This window comes from Pseudoduganella rivuli (assembly GCF_009674485.1).
In the GTDB taxonomy this organism is placed as follows: Bacteria; Pseudomonadota; Gammaproteobacteria; order Burkholderiales; family Burkholderiaceae_D; genus Rugamonas; species Rugamonas rivuli_B.
In genome coordinates, this window is sequence record NZ_WKJJ01000024.1 from 50,924 (window position 1) to 73,840 (window position 22,917).

18 protein-coding genes are annotated in these 22,917 nt (G+C 59.5%); 11 read left to right on the plus strand and 7 right to left on the minus strand.

The features are described 5' to 3' along the window. Positions 1-386: 386 nt before the first annotated feature. The gene (locus tag GJ700_RS29370) at positions 387-1,136 is read right to left on the minus strand and encodes a substrate-binding periplasmic protein (RefSeq protein ID WP_154380741.1); all 750 of its coding nucleotides are present in this window, start codon (positions 1,134-1,136) and stop codon (positions 387-389) included. A gap of 124 nt (positions 1,137-1,260) precedes the next feature. On the opposite strand from GJ700_RS29370, the gene GJ700_RS29375 reads away from it, so the two are divergent. Then, positions 1,261-1,995, plus strand: coding sequence for a substrate-binding periplasmic protein (locus tag GJ700_RS29375; RefSeq protein ID WP_154380742.1), 735 nt, complete (start codon positions 1,261-1,263; stop codon positions 1,993-1,995). Positions 1,996-2,025: 30 nt separating this feature from the next. On the opposite strand, the gene GJ700_RS29380 is transcribed toward GJ700_RS29375, so the two are convergent. Beyond that, the gene (locus GJ700_RS29380) at positions 2,026-3,927 is read right to left on the minus strand and encodes an SPFH domain-containing protein (protein WP_154380744.1); all 1,902 of its coding nucleotides are present in this window, start codon (positions 3,925-3,927) and stop codon (positions 2,026-2,028) included. A 379-nt stretch (positions 3,928-4,306) separates the two neighbouring features. Continuing rightward, entirely contained in the window at positions 4,307-5,224 is a 918-nt protein-coding gene (locus GJ700_RS29385) for a LysR family transcriptional regulator (protein WP_154380746.1), read from the minus strand. Between the two features lie 119 nt (positions 5,225-5,343). Between GJ700_RS29385 and GJ700_RS29390 the strand changes: the two genes are divergently transcribed. Beyond that, on the plus strand, positions 5,344-6,546 hold the full coding sequence (locus GJ700_RS29390) for an MFS transporter (RefSeq protein WP_229507318.1): 1,203 nt from the start codon (positions 5,344-5,346) through the stop codon (positions 6,544-6,546). Between the two features lie 410 nt (positions 6,547-6,956). On the opposite strand, the gene GJ700_RS29395 is transcribed toward GJ700_RS29390, so the two are convergent. Next, complete coding sequence (locus GJ700_RS29395; RefSeq protein WP_154380748.1) at positions 6,957-7,118, minus strand: hypothetical protein; 162 nt, start codon at positions 7,116-7,118, stop codon at positions 6,957-6,959. Between the two features lie 189 nt (positions 7,119-7,307). On the opposite strand from GJ700_RS29395, the gene GJ700_RS36330 reads away from it, so the two are divergent. The 5 genes from GJ700_RS36330 (at position 7,308) to tnpC (ending at position 11,935) form a co-directional block, all read left to right on the plus strand. Beyond that, the gene (locus tag GJ700_RS36330) at positions 7,308-8,957 is read left to right on the plus strand and encodes an ATP-dependent nuclease (RefSeq protein ID WP_154380750.1); all 1,650 of its coding nucleotides are present in this window, start codon (positions 7,308-7,310) and stop codon (positions 8,955-8,957) included. Between the two features lie 232 nt (positions 8,958-9,189). Further along, positions 9,190-9,447 (plus strand): hypothetical protein, encoded by a 258-nt coding sequence (locus GJ700_RS29405; RefSeq protein WP_154380752.1) that lies wholly within the window; start codon positions 9,190-9,192, stop codon positions 9,445-9,447. Positions 9,448-9,635: 188 nt separating this feature from the next. Further along, positions 9,636-9,995 (plus strand): IS66-like element accessory protein TnpA, encoded by a 360-nt coding sequence (gene tnpA / locus GJ700_RS29410; RefSeq protein ID WP_154380754.1) that lies wholly within the window; start codon positions 9,636-9,638, stop codon positions 9,993-9,995. Beyond that, positions 9,992-10,339, plus strand: coding sequence for an IS66 family insertion sequence element accessory protein TnpB (tnpB, locus tag GJ700_RS29415; RefSeq protein ID WP_371868193.1), 348 nt, complete (start codon positions 9,992-9,994; stop codon positions 10,337-10,339). The genes tnpA and tnpB overlap by 4 nt, the downstream gene beginning before the upstream one ends. Positions 10,340-10,369: 30 nt before the next feature. Further along, positions 10,370-11,935 carry an IS66 family transposase gene (gene tnpC, locus GJ700_RS29420; protein ID WP_154380756.1) on the plus strand — a complete coding sequence of 522 codons (1,566 nt, stop codon included), beginning with the start codon at positions 10,370-10,372 and terminating at the stop codon, positions 11,933-11,935. A gap of 71 nt (positions 11,936-12,006) precedes the next feature. On the opposite strand, the gene GJ700_RS29425 is transcribed toward tnpC, so the two are convergent. Further along, entirely contained in the window at positions 12,007-12,936 is a 930-nt protein-coding gene (locus tag GJ700_RS29425; protein ID WP_154380758.1) for an AraC family transcriptional regulator, read from the minus strand. 140 nt (positions 12,937-13,076) lie between these two features. Between GJ700_RS29425 and GJ700_RS29430 the strand changes: the two genes are divergently transcribed. The 3 genes from GJ700_RS29430 to GJ700_RS29440 all read left to right on the plus strand — a co-directional run bounded on the left by GJ700_RS29430 (position 13,077) and on the right by GJ700_RS29440 (position 16,846). Next, positions 13,077-13,814: an SDR family oxidoreductase gene (locus tag GJ700_RS29430; protein ID WP_154380760.1), complete on the plus strand. Its 738-nt coding sequence runs from the start codon at positions 13,077-13,079 to the stop codon at positions 13,812-13,814. 433 nt (positions 13,815-14,247) lie between these two features. After that, positions 14,248-15,483 carry a phosphoribosyltransferase-like protein gene (locus tag GJ700_RS29435; protein ID WP_154380762.1) on the plus strand — a complete coding sequence of 412 codons (1,236 nt, stop codon included), beginning with the start codon at positions 14,248-14,250 and terminating at the stop codon, positions 15,481-15,483. A 163-nt stretch (positions 15,484-15,646) separates the two neighbouring features. Beyond that, positions 15,647-16,846 carry a reverse transcriptase family protein gene (locus GJ700_RS29440; RefSeq protein WP_154380764.1) on the plus strand — a complete coding sequence of 400 codons (1,200 nt, stop codon included), beginning with the start codon at positions 15,647-15,649 and terminating at the stop codon, positions 16,844-16,846. Positions 16,847-17,230: 384 nt separating this feature from the next. Here the strand turns inward: GJ700_RS29440 and ssb are convergent, their stop codons facing one another. After that, the gene (ssb, locus tag GJ700_RS29445) at positions 17,231-17,731 is read right to left on the minus strand and encodes a single-stranded DNA-binding protein (protein ID WP_154380766.1); all 501 of its coding nucleotides are present in this window, start codon (positions 17,729-17,731) and stop codon (positions 17,231-17,233) included. A 272-nt stretch (positions 17,732-18,003) separates the two neighbouring features. On the opposite strand from ssb, the gene uvrA reads away from it, so the two are divergent. Then, complete coding sequence (gene uvrA / locus GJ700_RS29450) at positions 18,004-20,877, plus strand: excinuclease ABC subunit UvrA (protein ID WP_154380767.1); 2,874 nt, start codon at positions 18,004-18,006, stop codon at positions 20,875-20,877. A 149-nt stretch (positions 20,878-21,026) separates the two neighbouring features. Here the strand turns inward: uvrA and GJ700_RS29455 are convergent, their stop codons facing one another. Beyond that, positions 21,027-22,829 (minus strand): DUF885 domain-containing protein, encoded by a 1,803-nt coding sequence (locus GJ700_RS29455; RefSeq protein ID WP_154380769.1) that lies wholly within the window; start codon positions 22,827-22,829, stop codon positions 21,027-21,029. Between the last annotated feature and the right edge of the window lie 88 nt (positions 22,830-22,917).

The window sequence follows — 22,917 nt, forward strand, 5'->3', positions numbered from 1 at the left end:
TCACAACTGCTGAAACCAGTCGCCGAAGACTCCGCTTTTCATTCTTAACGACAACAGAGCCGTTTACTTTAGTAAACAAAAGGGGGCAGTTTGGCCCTCAATCCGACGGTGCGCCAAGTACAAAGCGACCGCTGCAAGCCTTTCGTTAAGTAAACTTTTAACGGCTAAAGTTTACGGGACGCAATTACGAGTATAACGTAAGTGTTCCAGGCAAAATTTGCCTTGGGGCACCTTTTTTCGCATTGTCTCCGGTCTGCAACTAGGCAGTCATGCAAGTGACAAGCTGTCACCACGAAGTGGCTAGACAGGTTGGCACAGCTTATTTTATGAAGGAAATACAACCGGCAGATGACAAGCAGACCGCCCTTCCCGCCCCTGTTCGCCGTTTAGCGGTAGCGGTTGACGATGTCCTGGTAGGCGCCGTCGGCGCGCATGGCTTTCAGCGCCGCATTGAAACGGTCGCGCACGTCGCGGTCGGCAAAGGCGGCGGCAAACACGGTGGTATTGGGGAAAATGTCGTGGTATTCCACTTCGTCGTCGGTTTTCATGGACCCGGCCAGCTGGCGCCGGTACCAGTGGAAGACGTAGCGGTCGACCACGATGACGTCGACCCGGCGCGCCCAGAACACGCGGGCCTGGGCATCCTGGGTGCTGCTCTGGAAGTAATTGTCGCGGAAACGCCCCTGTTCATCCGGCCGGTAGCGCGCTGCGAAGGCCGGTCCCAGGTCGGCCCAGCCCCGTTGCCAGATGACGAAGCGGTATTGGTCGAGGTCCATGTCGCTGGCCAGGCGGATGCGGTCGGCCTTGCGGGAAATCGCGATATTGACGTACTCGACCACGCCGTCCGAGTAATACACGCCCGGCTCGTCCTTGCCATGGACCGACATGATGATATCGGCCTGCCCGCCTTTCAGCGCCGGCAGCATACGGGATTTCGACATCACTTCGCTTTTCATGCCAAAACCCAGCCGGGCCAGCGCGGCGCGCGCCACATCGACTTCGATACCGGCCACATTGCCGGCGCCATCCACATACACGTACGGGGGACGGTCGATATTGAAGCCGACCTTGAGGTCGGCCGCCGGCACGGACTGGCAAGCCAGCACCAGGGCAATCCAGATGGACCAGCGCGTCACAATGTCTCCCGGGGCCGTCGCATGATGGCATCGTTATATATAGATAGCGCGACAATCTGACTGTAATGCAGCCGCCGGCATGGGACAAGCGCCGGGCGGCGGAAAGTGCTACCCTCGCCACAACATGAAGCGCAGACCATTCCTGACCTTTGCCGCGCTCAGTGCGGCCTTGCCCCATGCCGGCGCGGCGCCGCTGGCGGCGATGCGCATCGTCACCACCCATTTGCCGCCACTGGTGCTGGAAAACCAGCCGAAACGCCCCGGCGCATTGCAGGAACTGGTGGCGGAATTGTGCAAACGCGCGGGGCTGTCGCCAGACACGGCGTTCGTCCCGTGGCGCCGCGCCCTGTTCCTGGCCACCACCATGCCGGCCACGGCGATTTATCCGCTGACCCGGCTGCCGGAGCGGGAAGCGCAATTCCGCTGGCTGGCGCCGCTGTACGACGAACATTATGTTTTTGTCGCCCCGCGCGGCAAACGCTTCGACATCGGCCAGCCCGAACGGATGAAAAACACCCGCATCGCCATACTGCGGGGTGCGGCGCAAATAGTGATGTTGCGGGAACTGGGCTACCACCACTTTGTCGAAGCCCGGTCCATCGACGAAGTCCACCGCTTCCTGGTGGGCGGCATGGCCGACGCTTCGTTTGGCGAACGCAACATCATCCGCGCCTCGCTGAAAAGCCGTCACGCGGAAGCGGATTTCGACGTCAGCGCGCCGGTGCGCACGACCACCGCCTGGCTGGCGGGTTCGCTGGATTTCACGGCGGACGATGCGCAACTGTTCAAGCGCTTGGCCGACGCCATGGCGGCCGATGGCGCCAGCAAAAAGATCCTGGCGAAATACGGGCTGGAATAACGCCGCGGCGCGGGGTATGGCGCCGCGGCGTTATTCCTTGCCGGGCGTGGCCGCCAGTTCACGCGCCTTGATGGCGCTCATCAAGCCCAGCAAGGTGCTGAAGGCGTTGCTGTCGGCGCCGCCCATCTGCACTTGCGGCACCAGCGGCACTTTCGCCGCTTCAAACGCTTCGGCCAGGCGCAGCATCACGGTTTGCGTCAGCTGCTTGTCGGCGCCCTCGCCCTGCATGGCTTCAGACTTGGCCTGGATCGCCGCCGCTTCCGCCTCGCCCACCGAGCGGATCGCGGAAGCGCGGCCCGAACCTTCCATCTCTTGCTTGAAGCGTTCGGCCTGCGCCAGCGCCTCGATTTCCTGGCGGCGCTTCTCGGCCGCCTTGACGTTGGCCGCACCCTGGTTTTCCTTGATCGAGATGTCCACCAGCGAGCCGGTCAACTCTTTCTGCTTGGCGGCGCGCTGCTCGGCTTCGTTCAGCTCGCGCTCCTTGTCGGCGGCGATCTGCTTTTGCGCGAACGTTTCCACCTGTTCGCGCGCGATCTGGCGGTCGCGCAACTGCGCCATGATGTTTTCGATCTTGTTGTCGCCTTCCTGGGGTTTCGGCGTGCCGATCAACACTTCCTGGAATTCCAGCGAATAGGCCTGGAAGCGCTGGCGCATGTCTTCCGACGCGTTGGCCTGCAATTCGCTGCGCGACTGGATCAGTTCAATGAAGGTCTTGGTCTGTGACACGTTCTTGAAGTACGACGACACCATCGGGTCCAGCGTCTGTTCCACCAGTTGCGCCACATTGCCGAAGCGCTGCACCACCATCGGCGCCTTGCGGTAATCGATGTGCACCACCACCGACAGCGGCAATTGCGGTTCGAATGCATCCTTGGTAATGAGCGTGATTTCGCGCAGGTTCTTGTCGAAGTTGGAGCCGCTTTCGCCCGACTTCCACATCAGCACAAAGTTCGTGGTGGGCACCAGTTCGATCTTGCCCGCGTACGTGTTGAACGCGTACTTGCCAGGCATGAGCGGATCGCGCCAGACGCCGCGGCAACCGCTTTCCACCAGTTCGCCGTGCGTGTATTCGGTGCCGGACAAGTCGGCGCCCTTGTGGCCGGTATAAGACACCACCACACCGACAAAGCCGACCGGGATCACGGTTTTCTTGATGAATTCCACCGTCGCGAACAGGCGGTTGATGAAGTACGTGCCCTCCACCAGCACCCGTTCCTGGCGGCCGCGGCGCCCGCCGGCGGCGAGGAATTTTTCCGGCTCCTGGAACGCGTTGTGGCTGTCCCCGACATCGGGCGCCAGCAATTCATCCTTCACCAGGCCGGGACCGTCCTGCACCGTCACCACGGCCAGCTGGTCGGAATCGTGCGAGCCGGTGGTTTCCTTGATCACGACCGGCGTAAAGCCGCTGCGTTCATCGAGCAAGCCGCGCATCTGCTCGTAATACGCCTTTTCCTTGGCGTCCAGCGACATCGAGTACGTCGCCTCTTCCGTCATCACGACAAACAGGGCGGGATTGATGATGTGCGTCCCTTCGCGCAGGATCATGCGCTGCGGGCCTTTCTGGCCGCCGTTGCCAAGGAAGGCGCGCACGTCGCGGAAGTCGGCAATGGCGGCATTGTCGGCCAGCGTCTGTCCGGCGGGCAGGTCGATGCCGTCGCGCGCGAAGACGTAGCCGATGGTGCCCTGCGTGACGGACACCATGGGATGAATGTGGACGCGGTACTGGAACGGCGCGAAGAAGTGGAAACCACCACGGCGGAGTTCAGGTTGCAGGCCGGCTTCGCCGTTCAATGCGAGCAACCCGCTTTGCACGGAGCCGGAAGGGCTCCACAGTTTTTCGACGACCCCGATACGGTCGTTCGGGATGTACTTGATGACACCAGAGACCAGCAACAGCAACAACACGATCAACAATACAGCGGCGACTACCATCAGGCCGACTAACGGGCCAGCAAGCAGGCTAGACATACATACCTTTCGGTTGTGGAGAAGACTGGGAATACGGATGCGGACAGGACGACGTCCGTGCGGCGCGAAGGCGCACGCAAGAGGCGGGCGCCGTCAGCGCGGCGGCGGCGCCGCGACGGGAGAATTCGGGGAGTGGGGGTTGGCATATGCCGTTTTGCACAAGCCGGTCGCGTGGGCGATCAGGCGGGGCAGAGGGGGCGCGGAACGCGCCGGTGACACTGAATCAAACACGATTATTGTTGTTGCTCTTCAGTAAGTTCGTGAATTCATTCTGGCATAAATTGATAAAAATTAAAGATGCTGCACTGCGATTAGAGGAAGGACTCTAAAAACCGCAACGACATCAGGCAGCGCGCCGCAGGGCCGGCTCGGCGGCAAACAGCGCTTCCAGCCAGCGCGCGAATGCCTGCATCTTGGGCGACGCCATGCGCCCCTGCGGATAGACCAGCGATACGGGCATCGGCGTCGGCGGCGTATCGTGCAACACCTGCACCAGCGCGCCGCTGGCGAGGTGGCGGTCCGCCAGGTAGGTGGCGGTCTGTATCAGGCCCAGCCCCTGCAGGCCCAGCGTGACGTAGCCTTCGGCGTCGTTGGTTGCCAGCATGCCGGCCATGTCGATCTTGCGCACCGCGTCGCCATCGATGAAGGCCCAGTCGAAGGGGCGTCCGGTCCGCCCCGAAAAATGCAGGATGGCCGTATGCCGCGCCAGGTCGTCCAGCGATTGCGGCGTGCCATGCGCGGCGAGATAGGAAGGCGCGGCGCAGGTCACGAAGCGCATGGTGCCGATCTGGCGGCCGATCAGCGCGGAGTCCTGCAGCTCGCCCGCGCGCAGCGCGCAATCGATGCCTTCGCGCACCAGGTCCGCCAGCCTGTCGCTGAGGCTGAGCACCAGTTCAACATCCGGATACGCGCGGCGGAATTCCCCCAGCCGGGGCAGCACCACGTTGCGGCCCACCGCGCCGCCCAACTCCACGCGCAGCCGGCCCTGCGGCCGCGTGGCATCGCTGGCGCGGAACGGCGCTTCGGCTTCGTCCACGGCGGCAAGGATGGCCATGCAATGGCGGAAGTAGGCAGCGCCGTCACTGGTCAGCGACAGCGTGCGCGTGGTGCGCTGCAACAGTTGCGTGCCGAGATAGGCTTCCAGCTTCTGGATGGTTGCCGTCAGCGCGGCGCGCGGCAGGTCGAGCGTTTCCGCCGCCTTGGTGTAGCTGTTCGCCTCCACGATGCGGACAAAGGTTTGCATGGCTTTCAGGCGGTCCATCGCGCTCCTGACGTTCATTGTTCATTTAATGTGAAAAGTATAGGGCATTTGTTTGCTAATTATCTTTGCCGCACCGTCCCGCACAATGGCTGCAACCTTTCCACCACTGGAGTTTCCTCATGAAAAACGATATTTCACGCGGCATGGTGGCCTTGCTGGCCGGCGCCTCCGGCCTGATTGCCGCCAGCCTGTATTACGCGCAACCGCTGGTCGGCCCCATCAGCGCGGCGACCGGCTTGTCGCCTGCGGCAGCGGGCCTGATTGTGACCCTGACGCAGGCCGGCTATGCCATCGGCCTGTTGTTCGTGGTCCCGCTGGGCGACCTGCTGGAAAACCGCAAGCTGGTGTTCTGCGCCCTGCTGTTCGCGGCGGCGGCGCTGGCGGCAGCGGCAGCCAGCCACAGCGCCACGCAATTCCTGCTGGCGTCGCTGGCCATCGGCCTCGGCTCGGTCGCGGCCCAGGTGCTGGTGCCGTTCGCCGCCCACCTGTCGCACGAGGCGACGCGCGGGCAGACGGTGGGCAAGGTGGTGAGCGGCCTGCTGCTGGGGATCATGCTGGCGCGTCCCGCTGCCAGCCTGATTGCCGATCACGCCAGCTGGCGCGTGGTGTTCAGCACCGCATCCGTGCTGGTGGCGCTGCTGGCCTTCGTGCTGCGTGCGCGGCTGCCGGAACGGGTGCCGTCTTCAGGTCTGACTTACGGCGCCCTGATCGGCTCGCTGTGGCGCCTGTTCCGCACCACGCCGGTATTGCGCCGCCGGGCGGCTTATCACGCCGGCCTGTTCGGCGCCTTCAGCATGTTCTGGACGGTGGCGCCCCTGGTGCTGGAAGGTGAACGCTTCCACCTGTCCCAGACCGGCATTGCGCTGTTCGCCCTGGCCGGTATGGCAGGCGCCATCGCCTCGCCCTTCGCAGGCAAGCTGGCCGACAAAGGCCATACGCTGGCGGCGACGGCCGGCGCGCTGCTGCTCGGCATCCTGGGTTTTGCGCTGCCACTGTGGGAACCAGCGTCGCGTCCGGTCGCGCTGGGCATGCTGGTGATCGCCGCCATCGTGCTGGACATGGGCGTGGCCGCCAACCTGGTGCTGGGCCAGCGCGCCCTGTTCGCCATGGGCGCGGAAGTACGTAGCCGCTTGAACGGCATTTACTTTGCGCTGTTCTTCGCGGGCGGGGCACTTGGTTCGGCCACCGGCGCCTGGATGCTGGCCACCCACGGCTGGCGGGCGGCCCTGCTGACCGGCATGGCTTTCCCGGCCGCGGCCCTGCTGTGCTGGATCACGGAAGCGCTGGCCGTGCGTACTGTGGCTGCGAGCCAGCGCGCCTGACCGCCAATGTAAAAGCCCCGTAACGTGATTGCGTTACGGGGCTTGGTTCACAACCGGTTCCGGGATCGGTTTAGAACGGTTGTGCGTACCTGCGGACGTAAACAACGATGTCAACAGTTGCATCGCGCCCGTAGCTTCGGGCTCCGTGTACACCTTTCGCTGGGCAATCTGTCGGCGCTTGTAAACAACGTGGCCACCTCTACACCTTGAACTAACTGAGTTTAGTTCAACGATTTCGATCAGCCCGATAGATCTCTGTGTCGTTCCGCATTAGAAAGAACGGACAGCCGTGGCCGCCCAGGGCGCTCTAGACTTGTACTTGGTGTGCTGGCGGTTGCTAGCTGCAGACGTGCGGCCGCAGCGTCGAGCCAAGTGCGGATGTCGACCGCAAACCAACACGCTTTGCGCTTCTATGGGAACGCCCTCATCGGCAACTCGCTGCGGTAGCCCATTTGGCTGACAGCCTCGGGCGACGTAGAGAGCAGCTCGGCGAGCTCGTGGCGATTAATGATCGCCTGATCGGCCATACGAGCAAACGTCACGCGGATATCTTGGGTCAGCACTTTTGTCATCTTTTTTCTCCTGCGTTGATGATGAACACAGAGTACGGGGTGACCATGACCCGTAAATGGGCCCTTTTTGAAGTTGAGGACTGGTCATGGACGCAGGCGCCATGCCAGCCGGGCCACAGGACCGGTTCTTTGGCTGAGATCGCGAGTTTTACGTAGAATGCCTGTTTCCCCCCAGGCAACGGAGCGGTCGTGCCGAAAGAAAAACCTGTCAATCACATCCAAAAGATCGCATTCTGCGGCCTGCGCCGCCTCAACCCCTTCGTTTTTTCCGCCGGCGATCCTTTCCCGGCTTGGCTGCGCGCACGCGCATGGCATGAATTCGGCGACGTCAACGTGTTTATTGGCGCGAACGGCGCCGGCAAGTCTACTGTTTTGGAACTAGTGGATTTGTTGCGCAATCCGGACCGTTTAGTGACGCTACCGCGCGAAAACCAGACGGCCTTCGAATTGAGCGCCTTCGACATCATCCTGTCGGACGGAGCGCAATTGATCGGCATGGCGAAGTCGCACGCGATCAACGGCCAACCGGACGCTGACAATATCGACCGGACGACACGCCGCCTCGACATCCAGTTTGTCACCCTGCTGGGAGGCAAAGGAGACGACAAGTACCTCAATTTCAACCGAAACATCAGCAAAATCGAACTCGATGGGGATTCGAGTGAGTGCCTGCGCCAGGGTTTCTCCCGCTTCGGGGTCGAGATCGCTTATTGGGAGCCATCCGCGCCTGTGTCGGCCACGGCGCTGGTAGACGAACTAAATGCCGCGCGCGTCTATCTGTGCGGCATCGTCTCCGAAACGGAATGGATGGATCGCCATGCGCCCCCGGGCTGGGACGGCGTGGGCAGCAAAATCCGCCAGACGCCTTGTTACGCGGCCGAGGACGAGCGCGTCGGCATCTATCTTTCCGACGATGCACGTCAGCATAATATGGTGCCGGTCACGGCGCTGCCAGCGGGCTGGCGCCAACTGGGGTCAATCCTGACCTGGCTGAAGCACGTTCCAGACGGCGCAATCTGTCTCCTCGAAGAGCCGGAGACCCATTTACATCCGCACCTGCAGCGCTATCTAGCGCGTCGGATCGGCGACATCGCCCAGAAGCGGCGCCTGCAGCTGTTCATTGCCACTCATTCCACGGTGTTCCAGCAAATGAATGCTTGGCCACACGGCGTGCGGCTGTTCGAGGCGCGTCCGACCGAATTGTCCACCTTGGATTCGGCCTGGCGGGTGCTCGATGCGCTCGGCATCAAGGGCTCGGACCTGTCGCAAAGCAACGGTGTAATTTGGGTCGAGGGACCGTCCGACCGCCTGTACGTCAAGCACTGGATCAAGCTGTACTGCCAAGCCAAGGGCCTGCCGGAACCGCTAGAGAACGTCGAGTATTCGTTCTTGCTGTATGGCGGCGCGGCGCTGAACCACTTCGGCATCGACGAGATCGATGCCTTCATCGACATGCTCAGGATTAACCGCAACCTCGCCATCGTCATGGACCGCGACCTGGACTTCGTCGACGACCCGGACGGCAAGCTTATCTGCATGCGCCCGTCGTCCGCCAAGCAGAGGGTCCTCTCCGCGCTAGCCGCCTTCGAAGGTGCGCGCACCCATGCATGGGTCACTGACGGGTACACCATCGAGTCTTACCTACCCCACGCGCTTCAGACCGAACATTTCGACGTCGACAACGGCCGTCTCGTATTGAAGAAGCACCGCAACAAGGTAGCCATCGCCAACCAATACGTCCGCACCCACGCGCGCTGGGACGGCTGCGCCGACCGCCCCGACACGCTGCTGACGCGCATCGAGGCACTAGTGGACGCTCTTCGCGCCTGGAACCGCTAGGGTCAATCTGTCTGAATTTAGAGTAGCTATAAAACTGGTGAGCTGACTTGTTTACGTCATGCGCGGGTACGTGGAAGTGCCAAACCGTTGTTTACGTCTCAGACCATCCCATAATGCAAAAGCCCCTGTAACTTCAATCAGTTACAAGGGCTTCTTTACACTACGGCGTTAGGTACGTACTAGAACGGTTATGCCTACTAAAAAGTGTTGTTAGCCCCCTCCATGAGAGTGAGTGAATGCCCAATCCAGTCATCAGATTGTTGGCAACCTTGATGGACGCACACTTTTTTATAGTAAATATCGGGCTCAAGGCCTCGATTTGTGGGCAAGCAACCGGCTTTACGGGATACTGCCGCGGCGCGATCCAAGATTTATTTACGCAATCGCCAGCGCTGTGTGCAATGCCGAGCGAGCAGATCATTTGATTGGCGCCGGAGCCTCTCCTAACGGCCGGCTGGCCCTGCCTGCACTTGCCGTAAAGAAGCATTGAGATACCATTTGCCTCACGATGCGCGGCGCACTTCGGCCAGCTGCGGACTGCTTAGTCAACTACTTCTGAGCTACATCTCATACTAATTTTCGGGAGGGAGAATTGCCGTAAGCGTCGTCTCCGCACCGTGTAGACACTCGACAGCTTCAGACGCAAAGTAGTCCCCACTATTTTTGGTGGGGACTATTTTGGTAGGTGAAGCAGAACAGAAGAAGCGCCGACGCAGCACGAACTACCCGCTGGCGTTCAAGCGGCAGCTGGCGCAGCAAGCTTGCGATGAGTCGGTGTCGGTAGCCCAGTTGGCGCTGCAGCACGGGCTGAACACGAACATGCTGTTTCGCTGGCGACGCCAACTGCGAGCCGGCTTGCTCGACACGACAGCGCAGTTTCTGCCAGTGGCGTTGGCAGCCGAGCCGAAAGCACTTCCCGGCGTCGGTGCCGGTGGCGCCGGGAGCATTGAGATCCAGTTGGGCCAGGCCAAAGTCTGCATTCGTGGTGCTCCCGATCCGGCCACGCTGGCGCTGGTATTGCAGGGGTTGCGTCCGTGATCGGTCTGCCCGCTGGCACCCGCATCTGGCTGGCGGCCGGCGTGACCGATATGCGCTCCGGCTTCAATGGCTTGGCCGCGAAGGTGGAGACGGCCCTGAAGGAAGACCCGTACAGCGGGCACGTGTTCGTGTTCCGCGGCCGGCGCGGCGACCTGGTCAAGGTGCTATGGTGGACCGGCGATGGCCTATGCCTGTTGTGCAAACGGCTCGAGCGCGGACGCTTCGTCTGGCCCCAGGCCAGTGAAGGCACGGTGACGCTGACGCAGGCCCAGCTCTCGATGCTATTGGAAGGAATCGACTGGCGCCGGCCCGAGCGCACCTGGCGCCCGCAGTCGGCCTTGTAAACGTGGCGCGCCCCGCGTAAACTGGGCCGCATGCTTGACGCCGCCCACCTGCCCGACGATATCGCCGCCTTGAAAGCCATGCTGCTGGCGCGCGAGGCGGCGTTGCAGGCCAGCGAAGCGCGCGTGGCGCACCTGTCCGCTGAACTATCGACCCGCACGGCCGAAATCGAGCACCTCAAGCTGGTGCTGGCCAAGCTGCGACGCATGCAGTTTGGCCGCCGCTCCGAGAAGCTCGACCAGCAAATCGAACAGCTGGAACTCAAGCTCGAAGACCTGGAAGCAGAAGCGGTGGTGGCCGAAGCACAGGCACCTGTGGAAATGGCGCCGCGCAGGAAGGCCGAACGCAAGCCGCTGCCGTCGCACCTGCCGCGCGAAGACCGCGTACTGCTTCCATCCAGTGAGGCCTGCCCGGATTGCGGCGGCGAACTCAAGGCCTTGGGCGAAGACGTATCGGAACAGCTGGAGTTTGTGCCGGCCAGCTTCCGTGTCATCCGTCACGTGCGTCCCAAGCTGGCCTGCGCCTGCTGCGATCGAATCGTGCAGGCGCCGGCGGCCAGCCGTCCCATCGAACGTGGCCTGCCTGGCCCTGGCCTGCTGGCACACGTGCTGGTAGCGAAGTATGCCGACCACCTGCCGCTGTACCGCCAAAGCGTGATCTATGCGCGCGAGGGTGTGAAACTGGACCGCTCGCTGCTGGCCAACTGGGTCGGCGCCTGCCACACCTTGCTGCGTCCACTGGTCGATGCCGTGCAGCGGCATGTGTTTGCCGCTGCCAAGCTGCACGCCGACGACACGCCGATCCCGGTGCTGGCACCCGGCAATGGCAGCACCCGTACCGCGCGGCTGTGGACCTATGTGCGCGATGACTGCGACAGCGCCTCGGACGTGCCACCGGCTGTGTGGTTTGCTTACTCACCGGACCGCAAAGGTATCCATCCACAAACCCATCTCGCCGAATTTAAGGGCGTGCTGCAAGCCGATGCTTATGCCGGCTTTAACGCCATCTTCGAAACGAATCAGGTGGTTGAAGCCGCTTGCTGGGCCCATGCCCGTCGAAAGTTCCATGACCTGCATGCCGTGCGGCCTTCGGCCATCACAACCGAAGCGCTGGATCGGATCGGTGCCCTGTACGCCATCGAAGCCGAAGTGCGCGGCAAACCACCAGAGCAGCGATGTCTGGTACGCCAGGCAAAAGCACGACCACTACTCGATGACCTGGAACGATGGTTGCGCGCCACGCTGGAAACGTTGTCGCGTAAATCCGATACCGCTGGCGCCATCCTATATGCCTTGAAGCTGTGGCCGGCGCTGACGCGTTACCGTGACGATGGACGGATCGAGATCGACAACTCGGCCGCAGAGCGGGCGCTGCGCGGCATCGCCCTCGGCCGGCGGAACTACCTCTTTGCCGGGGCCGACAGCGGCGGTGAACGGATTGCTTCCATTTACTCCCTGATCGGCACCGCCAAGCTCAATGGCGTTGATCCTGAAGCTTGGCTGCGCCATGTGCTGGCGCACATCGCCGATCATCCGGTCAATCGCGTCGACGACTTCCTGCCCTGGAGCTGCGTGCAGCACTTCGCGGCTGGCAAATAAATGAACGCTGGCCTGCGGCCAGCCATCATTAACTAAACTGTATTGGTTCAGACTTGCTCTGACACCGCGCGTCAGATCTCGCTGAAGGTCCCGGAACGTAATTGCCGGTGCCGCCCCGGGCTTTCTCCCACGATCCGTTTAAAGGCGGAACTGAAGGCCGCCTCGGAACCATAGCCGACGCTTTCAGCGACCGAGGCAATACTTTTCCCTTCTCGCAGCGCGGCACCAGCTTTTGCGATACGCCAATTGGTCAGGTAATCGATGGGCGCCATGCCAACGAGCTCCCTGAAGCGCTCGGCAAACGTTGTGCGTGACATCGCCACCGCCGCCCCAAGTTCGCCCACTTTCCAGCGCCGGGCAACGTCCGCATGGATGAGAGCAAGGGCGGCTCCGATCTTTGGATCGGCAAGTGCGCCAAGCCAACCCCGCATATACGCTCCTGACTCCAAATGCTCGCGCAGGACTTGTACCAGCACCATGTTGGCGAGGCTCGCCGCGGCAACCGATGCGCCGGGACGGGGCGTCTCTGTCTCAAGCCGCAAAAGATCGAGCAAGCACCGCAGCGCCGGAGCCGTTTCAGCGGCAGCCGGGATATGGATAAGCGGCGGCAGGGATTTCAGCAAGAGTTCGCAGGTGCTGGCATCCAGGACGAAGCGGCCTCCCGTTGCACTGGCCTTCGCCCCAGTCTGGCCATAACGCACGATTCCGTCTGCGCAACGGTGCGTGACAAGCACTTCACGGCCATCGGCCGGAGCAAGAGCGGGATCGCTTCCGACGCAATACGGCTGTCCTTGCGTCAGCAGGTAGAAATCGCCGGCCTTCAGTTCGACCGGCGCGGCGTCATCTTCGAACCATAGCCAGAACGAGCCTGCCAGGATGCCGCCGAACTTGATGTGTTCATAAGCAGAAAAGCGCAGCGACCAGGATCCGGACGCTTCAAACCGCGCCGACAGCACGCTTTCGACCTTGAGCAGATGAAAGATATCCGAGAGAGGGTCCATTGCAATCCGTACGATCAATAAAGAAAAACGGTAATTGGATTATAGATTGGCGCGCCAAACTAGACGAACATGGGTGTGTCGGGCGTGCCGGAGCAATATCAGGATGTTCGCCCTCTTAAACAAGCGATGAGGAAAATATCATGTCGACAATCATGGATAAGGTCGTTGTTATCACGGGCGCGAGCAGCGGCATAGGTGAGGCAACGGCTCTGCTATTAGCGGAGCGTGGGGCGAAGGTGGTGCTGGGAGCGCGTGGAGAGCGTCGGCTTCGCGACCTCTCCGACCGGATTGGCAAGGCAGGGGGGCATTGTGCATGGGCATGCACGGACGTTAAGCGGCGAGAGGACATGTCGCATCTTGTACATCTGGCATGCGAGCGATATGGCCAGCTCGACGTGCTGATCAACAACGCCGGCGTCGGGCCGATCTCTCCCTTCGACGAGCTGCGCGTGGACGATTGGGACAATACGATCGACGTGAACATCAAAGGCGTGCTGTATGGAATCGCCGCCGCATTGCCGGTCTTTCGTTCGCAGGGTTTTGGACATTTCATCAATACCGCTTCCACCGCCGCTCATCGCATCACCCCGAACATGGCGGTCTACGCCGCAAGCAAGGGCGCGGTGCGGGCAATCTCGGAGGGTTTGCGGCAGGAGGCGGGAGACAAATTGCGCGTGACAGTCATTTCACCAGGCTTTACGCGGACAAACTTTGCGGACTCGGTGACGAATCCGGAAGCAAAGGCGCAAATCTCCGACTCAATGGATAAGTTCGCCATGCCGCCGGATGCCATTGCCCGGGCGATTGCGTTTGCCATCGAGCAGCCTTCCGATGTCGACGTGGGCGAGATTATTGTCCGCCCCACAGCCCAGGGGTAGGTTGCCGCGGCAGTAGCCCAGCAATTTCGGCTTCTGGACGAGTGACGGCAACAGGGCGACAGGTGCCTTCGAACAGACAGTCATTGCCAAATCAAGTCTCAACTACTACAACTAAACTGATGCGTTGCTCAAGACGGCGCTGGCAAGACGCTTACGAATTGCCCGTTCAAGACATCTTAGGAATGTCCGTTTGTGAGAGCCGCAACTCTAGAAATCCAACATCGCTTATTATGCTAGCAACAGTGCACCATTACAATCACAGCATATGGGGGCATAAGATAGTCACACTCGAGGTTGCCTGCCGCTAGAGTGAGTATTAGTAAGAAAGCACTCTGCGACGTGTGCTGTGGCCCAGTTCCGGCAATAGAAAGAGCGCTGTGACCGCGATGCTTAGCCCGCTAAGTGCTCCATAGTTCGTCGCGCAAATAAAGATATGACATCAAAAAAAGAGTGGCTGTCGCAGTTTGAAGCGAATGACCAACCTACCGCTGAGAAGCTCTTAGCGGCCGTGCATACCGTTTCCCATGATGAGTTCGCACGCGTGCTAGAGCGGCTCATTAGGAGGCAGTATGAACTCCACAGCGAGCCAACCGCAGTTTTCGTTGAGCGGGAAGTGAAGAAGAGCCGGAGCGGCGGCCCCTGCAAGATGTTCAAAGAAGAGAAGGTCCCGGTCGTCGGGCGTCGAAAGCAAGCGGTTCGCGCCTGCGGTGCCAGTCCGGCAGTTCTTTACTTCTCGCGGGGGGATAAGACCGACGTTGGAAGTGAGGGGTTGATGGCCTCAATCACCGGACAATTAGCGAGAAATAGAGATCTCCATTTCGTTACCAATCCGTCACCAAATTTGTTCAGACGAGCGAAGATTAGGCATTTCTTCGTTGTCACTGATTTGATTGGTAGTGGCGACAGAGTCTGGAATTTTCTAGAATCAGCTTGGCGTGTTCGAACCGTTAGGAGTTGGCACTCAAAGGGCCTAATTCGCTTTACTGTGCTTGCCTATGCTAGCACCGAGGCAGGTGAGGCGCGAGTCAGGTCCCACCCATGCGGTCCAGAAGTTGTTAAGGGGCGTGAATGTCCAACTATTCGTACAGAGTTTGGTTTCAACACCAATATTCCCAACTTGTGCAAGAAATATTATCGCGGAACGAAAGAACCTTTAGGGTATAAAGATACCGGAGCGTTAATAATTTTCCGGCATGGCTGCCCAAACAATGTGCCAAGAATTCTTTTCGAGGCGGATAAAGGATGGTTGCCGCTTTTCCCTGGACGGATCGGGAGCATTGGTTTTGATGACTTACGCCCGAAATTCACCGGCGTCCAATACGGGGATATCCTTGATAGCTTGGGATTGTCCGACTTGGGAAGAAAGCAATTCTTTCTAAAATTTCCCGATAGCGGAAAAAAAATGATATTAGTGATGTGCGCGATTAGGAAGGGGATGGTAAAACCGGAGTCATTATGCGCAGGCACAAAGCTCCCCCTTCACGAAATTGATGATTTGTTAAAAATTGGAATTCATCAGGGACTGCTGACCCGGACATGTAGGCTCACTGACTTGGGTGTCGGCACGTTGGGGTCAGTTATAACAAAAAATCTCGCTGAAAACCTTCCTAAAGTTGAGAAATCGTATTACTATCCGAAACAGCTGAGATTGCCGTCAAAATCCATTTAGTCACGGCCTATGCTGTTGGTAGGCAGGGGGCCGGATTCCCGCGCCCCTTGAGAGGAACTTACGCTTTACGGAACCTTTGAGCCTCGCTCAAAGGCTTCGCGGTGGATGTCTGGCGAATGAGCGAGGCTCAAATCCTCCATGGAATGTCAACAAATGTAAATGAATGAGTAATTGGCAATCTCAGCTTTTCAAACAAGATGCCCCTCCGGGCGCTCCTGTCAGTGCAGCTATCGCAATTGCTAGCGAAATTCGTTCGACAAATCCCTTTCTGCCCCCATTATTTACGCTCGCACACTTGGCGCATGAAACCGGCGTTCCGTATAAATTCTTACGTTCGGTCGTCGCCCGCACTGGGGCAACTGAGCATTACACCGTATTTAAAATCAAAAAACGCTCGCAAAATGCTATTAAACAGTATCGATGGATTGCGGCGCCTCATCCATTTCTATTAAGGGTACAGCGCTGGATAAATGACAATATATTAAAAAAATTGCCTGTTAATGAGGCTGCTTTCGCATATTTAGAAGATCGATCCGCATATAAGGCTGCTATCGTTCATAAAAACGCAAAATGGCTTATGAAGGTCGACATCGAAAATTTTTTCGAAACCGTCCTCGAAACTCGTATCTATAAGATATTTCTGGATGCGGGGTACCAGCCATTGTTGAGTTTCGAGTTGTCACGAATTTGCACTCGCATTGCAAATCCTGAACTGGAGCGAGCCTACTCGATTAATGGGTTTGCAAAAGTCAAGACGAAAGGAACCAAATACGTGATCGAAGCTTATGCGTCGAGCGCGCTTGGACATCTACCGCAAGGCGCTCCGACAAGCCCAATGCTGGCAAATTTAATTGCCAAAGATATCGACGAAAAAATTGCCGAACTGGCAGACAGATTTGATTTAAGATACACTAGGTACTCTGACGATATAGTATTGTCTTCAAAATCAAACGATTTCGGCAAGGCGAATGCAGCAAAAGCTATCGGGCAGTTATATGCTATTTTGCGGCGCGCCGGTTTTCAGCCGAATATGGAGAAAACGAAGGTTAGCGGCCCTGGCTCTAAAATGATTGCTCTTGGGCTGCTAGTAGATGGCAACAAGCCGCGACTGACATCCGAGTTCAAAGATAAGTTGAAAATGCACTTGTACTTCTGCCGGACCAGAAGCCCACAAGCGCATGCGGTCGCTCGAAAATTCGATTCAGTTATTGGCCTTAAAAATCATCTTCTCGGATTAATATCCTATGCCAGAATGGTCGATTCTTCGTTCGCGGATGAATGTTTGGCTCAAATGAATAGTTGTCACTGGCCAATAACTGGCCCGATCGACCTAAGTTTGATATTGGAATCTCTTAAAGCTTAGCTTGAACGCCGCCCAAGTTGTAAACCGGTATACGTTTCCTCTGCTAACTGCTGTCCGCTTGCCATCATTTCTCCAGCTTGCTTCGGTCGCAAAGCCTGCGCTAAGGTTGCGGACGCTAAATTACAGGGACGCAACTCAGATACAGTGAAGAGCGTGGGATAAAACAATGGAATGCCGGTGGCGGGATTTCACTAGCAGGGGAAATCGTTCTCCCGATACGAAAACGACTGTTTGAACCCGGAATCCAAGTGTCATGTTGACACCTTTTGCAGGTAGACGTTAAGTATCAGAATAGGTGCATTCCCATATTTGTCAACAAACAAAAAACCCTCTGTAACTCAATGAGTTACAGAGGGTTATGGACAAAACTGAGTTAGTTCCAGTCTAGAACGGAATATCGTCATCCATATCCGAGAAATTCGGCGCCGGGCGCGGGGCCGGACGTGGCGCCGGAGCGGCTTGCTGCGGTTGTGGACGCGGGGCCGGACGGGAAACTGGGGCGTCGTAGCCGCCGCCGTCGTCCATGCTGTCGCCGCCGCCCATGCCGCCGGCACGGCCGCCCAGCATTTGCATGTTTTCAGCGATGATGTCCGTTGCGTATTTCTCGACGCCGTCCTTGTCCGTGTATTTACGGGTTTGCAGGCGGCCTTCCACGTACACCGACGAACCTTTTTTCAGGTATTGGCCGACGATTTCCGCCAGGCGGCCGAAGAACGAAATGCGGTGCCATTCGGTCAGCTCTTTCTGTTCGCCCGTGTTGCGATCCTTCGATTTGTAGGACGTCGCCACGGCGATGTTGGCGATGGCGTCACCGCTCGGCATGTAACGGATTTCCGGATCACGGCCCAGATTGCCGACGATGATGACTTTATTGACTGATGCCATGAATTGCTCCTGTTTAACTGCGGCCGCCCCTCGTGTCCATCTTGCAAACGGGCGGGCTGGAATTTGCGTAGACAGCGATTATAAGCCAACGCCAACCGGGCCCGAGAAATTGTTGGGGCGGTGAACATCCTGAGCCGAACACTGGTATTATATACAGTATTTGCCACCGATGCCCCTGTCCCATATCAATGGAAGCAGCGCGGCGCGGGGCAAACCCGGATATAGTACCGGGTTCGATCTTTGGCCACCTACCCTTACCTCCAGGCACAGCAATGGAATACATCCGCGTCCGCGGCGCTCGCACGCACAACCTGAAAAACATCAACCTCGACCTGCCCCGCAACAAGCTGATCGTCATCACCGGCTTGTCGGGTTCCGGCAAATCGTCGCTGGCGTTCGACACGCTGTATGCGGAAGGCCAGCGCCGCTACGTGGAATCGCTGTCGGCCTATGCGCGCCAGTTCCTGCAATTGATGGAAAAGCCGGACGTGGACTTGATCGAAGGCTTGTCGCCCGCGATTTCCATTGAACAAAAGGCCACGTCGCACAATCCCCGCTCCACCGTCGGCACCGTGACGGAAATTCACGATTACCTGCGCCTGTTGTATGCGCGCGTCGGTACCCCGTATTGCCCGGACCACCCGGAAAATGCGCTGGCCGCGCAATCCGTGTCGCAAATGGTCGACGCCGTGCTGGCCATGCCGGAAGGTACCAAGCTGATGATCCTGGCCCCCGTGGTGGCCAACCGCAAGGGTGAGCACGTCGACCTGTTCGAACAAATGCAGGCGCATGGCTTCGTGCGCTTCCGCATCCAGAGCGGCACCCATGACGCGAAGATTTACGACGCGGACGATTTGCCGAAACTGAAAAAGACGGAAAAGCACACGATCGACGTGGTGATCGACCGCGTCAAGGTCAATGCCGACATCAAGCAGCGCCTGGCGGAAAGCTTTGAAACCGCGCTGCGCCTGGCCGATGGCCGCGCCGTCGCGTATGAAATGGATACCGGCAAAGAGCACGTGTATTCCAACAAGTTCGCCTGCAACGTGTGCGGCTACTCGCTGCAGGAATTGGAACCGCGCCTGTTCTCGTTCAACAACCCGATGGGCGCCTGCCCCGAGTGCGACGGCCTGGGCCACATTGAATTCTTCGATCCGAAGCGCATTGTCGCGTTCCCGAACCTGTCGCTGGCGTCCGGCGCCATCAAGGGCTGGGACCGCCGCAACCAGTTTTATTTCCAGATGCTGACGGCGCTGGCCGCCTACTTCGAATTCGACCTCGACACGCCGTTCGAACAATTGCCGAAAAACGCGCGCGACGTCATCCTGCAGGGTTCCGGCAAGCAGGCGATCCCGTTCACCTACATCAACGAGCGTGGCCGCGCCGTGGTCAAGGAACACACGTTCGAAGGCGTGGTCAACAACCTGTCGCGCCGCTACCGTGAAACGGATTCGATGGCGGTCAAGGAAGAACTGGCCAAGTTCATCAACGAAAAGGAATGCCCGTCGTGCGCCGGCGCGCGCCTGCGCGTGGAAGCCCGTTTCGTCAAGGTCGGCATGGGCGACCATGAGCGGGCGATTTATGAAATCGCCCACAAGCCGCTGCGCGACTGCCTCGATTACTTCGAAGGACTGGAACTGGCGGGGGCGAAAAAGGAAATCGCCGACCGCGTCATCAAGGAAATCGTCTCGCGCCTGAAGTTCCTGAACAACGTGGGCCTCGATTACCTGTCGCTGGACCGCAGCGCCGATACCTTGTCTGGCGGCGAAGCGCAGCGTATCCGCCTGGCGTCGCAAATCGGTTCCGGCCTGACGGGCGTGATGTACGTGCTGGACGAGCCGTCGATCGGCTTGCACCAGCGCGACAACGACCGCCTGATCGACACGCTGAAACACTTGCGCGACATCGGCAATTCCGTGCTGGTGGTGGAACACGACGAAGATGCGATCCGCACCGCCGACTACATCGTCGACATGGGCAAGGGCGCAGGCGTGCATGGCGGCGACGTGATTGCCTCCGGTACGCTGAAGGACATCTTGAAAAACAAGGAATCGCTGACGTCGCAATATCTGTCCGGCGCGAAGAAAATCGAAGTGCCGAAGAAGCGCCATCCGTTCGACGAAGAGCGCCAGTTGGTGATCACGGGCGCGACCGGCAACAACCTGAAAAACGTCACGCTGCAATTGCCGGTGGGCCTGATGACATGCGTGACCGGCGTCTCCGGTTCCGGCAAATCGTCGCTGATCAACGATACGCTGTACCCGGCCCTGTCGCGCCACCTGTACGGTTCGCAGACGGAACCGTCGCCGCACGAATCGATCAGCGGCCTGGAACACTTCGACAAGGTCATCGCCGTCGACCAGGCGCCGATCGGCCGCACGCCGCGTTCCAATCCCGCCACCTACACGGGCCTGTTCACGCCGATCCGCGACTTGTTCTCGACCGTGCCGATGGCGAAGGAACGCGGCTACAGCGCCGGCCGTTTCTCGTTCAACGTCAAGGGCGGCCGCTGCGAAGCGTGCCAGGGCGATGGCGTGATCAAGGTGGAAATGCACTTCCTGCCGGACGTCTACGTGCCGTGCGATGTCTGCCACGGCAAGCGCTACAACCGCGAAACGCTGGAAGTGCAGTACAAGGGCAAGAGCATCACCGAAGTGCTGGACATGACGGTGGAAGATGCGCACGAATTCTTCAAACCCGTGCCGCTGATTGCCCGCAAGCTGCAAACCCTGCTGGACGTGGGCCTGGGCTACATCAAGCTGGGCCAGAGCGCCACCACGCTGTCGGGCGGCGAAGCGCAGCGCGTCAAGCTGTCGCTGGAACTGTCCAAGCGCGATACGGGCCGCACGCTGTACATCCTCGATGAACCGACCACCGGCCTGCACTTCCACGACATCGACTTGCTGCTGAAAGTGATCCACCGCCTGCGCGACCAGGGCAACACGCTGGCCATCATCGAGCACAACCTGGACGTCATCAAGACGGCGGACTGGATCGTCGACCTGGGTCCGGAAGGCGGCGCCGGTGGTGGCCGGATCGTCGCCACCGGTTCGCCGGAAGACGTGGCGGCCAATCCGGACAGCGTGACCGGCAAATACCTGGTGCCGCTGCTGCCGGCGCTGGCGCCGAAGCGGAAAAAGGCGTAAGGGCCGCACCGTCTCGTTCAACCGGGACGGTGAACCCGTAGGGCGGCTTTTACAAAGCCGCCTGCCGGCGCCGCGTTAACGCATGCATGGCGGGTTCGTAGAATCCGCCATGTGCAGTGGCTACCGGACTACGTTGGCAGTCCCGGGGCTTACTGCTGCGCGGTGGCGTTCAGCTTTTCCGCCGCGACCCAGCCCTTGATCTGCGCTTCCAGCACATCCATCGGCAACGCGCCCGCGCCCAGCACCTGGTCGTGGAACTTGCGGATGTCGAAACGTGCGCCCAGTTCCTGCTTCGCGTAGTCACGCAGCGACAGGATTTTCAGTTGGCCGATCTTGTAGCCCAGCGCCTGGCCCGGCCACACGATGTAGCGGTCGGTTTCGCTCTGCACGTCGACTTCCTCGATGCCGGAATGGTCGTGGAAGAAGTCCACCACTTGCTGGCGCGTCCACTTCTTGTAATGCAGGCCGGTATCGACCACCAGGCGGATCGCGCGCAGCATTTCATCCTGCAAATGGCCGTAGTTGCTGTACGGGTCCTTGAAGAAGCCCAGTTCCTCGCCCAGGCGTTCCGAATACAGCGCCCAGCCTTCCGCATAGGCCGTGTAATTGCCATGCTGGCGGAACATCGGCAGCGAGTCGATTTCCTGCGCAATCGATAATTGCATGTGGTGGCCCGGCACGCCTTCGTGCAGCGCCGTGGTTTCAATGCTGACGGTGGAACGCTTGGCGAAATCGCCCGTGTTGACCATCACGCGGCCCGGACGCTTGCCATCGGGCGAACCCGGCATGTACGCGGCGGCGGACGCGCCTTTTTCACGGAACGCTTCCACCTGCTTGATTTCCACTTTCGCCTTCGGCAGGATGCCGAATTGCTGCGGCAGCTGCGTGTACATCTGGTCCGTGTATTTCTGGTACAGGTCGACGATTTCCTGGCGCGATTTCGGATGCAATGCCGCATTCGCTTCCAGCGACTTGTTAAACGACTTCAAATCCTTGTAGCCCAGCTGTTGCGCCACCTTCAGCATCTGCCCTTCGATGCGCGCCACTTCGGACAGGCCCAGTTGGTGGATTTCTTCCGGCGTCATGTCCGTGGTGGTGGAATGCTTGGCCTTGAAGCTGTAGCGCGCAGCGCCGTCCGGCAGCGACCACATGCCCACGTCCTTGCGGCCGTACGGCAGGTATTTGGTCTTCACAAAGGCGCCCAGCTGCTTGTAGGCGGGCGCCACATCCTTTTGCACGGCGGCCAGGATGTCTTTCGTCAGGCGCGCCTTGTCGGCGGCGGAAAAATCGGCCGGGAATTTCTTCAGCGGTTCGGCGAACGGCGACGCGGCCGGCTTCATTGCCGCCACGTCGTCGCACTGTTTGGCGATTTTCGGGATCAGGAATTTCGGCGGCATCAGGCCGTCCTTCACGCCCTTTTCCATCTGCACGCGGGTTTCCGCGAACAGCTTCGGCAGCTTGTGCAGGCGGGCGATGTAATCTTCGTAATCCTTGACGGTTTCAAACGGCAGCGCCGACACCACCATCGGGATATCGAGGTGCACGCCGGAATTTTGCGCCAGCGGCATTTCCCAGTCGCGGAAGCGCACGCCCTCGACATTCTTGCGCAACTCGCGCACCATCAAATCGCGGTTCAGCTTTTCCTGCAGCGGGAAACCGCTCGTGTCAATGGCTTCGAAGCGCTTCAGGAATGCCGCCGCAGCCTGGTTATCGGCATCGATGCCCGCCTGCGAAAAGTCCGACCACTGGTCGTTGTAGCGCTTGTCGCCCAGCAACGATGCCCATTCCGGGCTGTTGCGCATCGTGTGTTCCCACTGTTCCTTGATCAGCGTATTGAGCGCGGCGCGGCGGCTCTCCAGGTCCGGTGCGGCGGTGTCGGCATGGGCCGCGCCCAACATCAGGGAAAACAGCAATGCGCTGGCGGCGCCAAGGCGGCGGGGTAACGTTGTCATGCAAGCCTCGAGAAAAAGATGGTGGAGCCTGCACTGTATCGACCTGCGCGCCTTGATACCCGCACAATCGGATGAAATGTTAAAACAA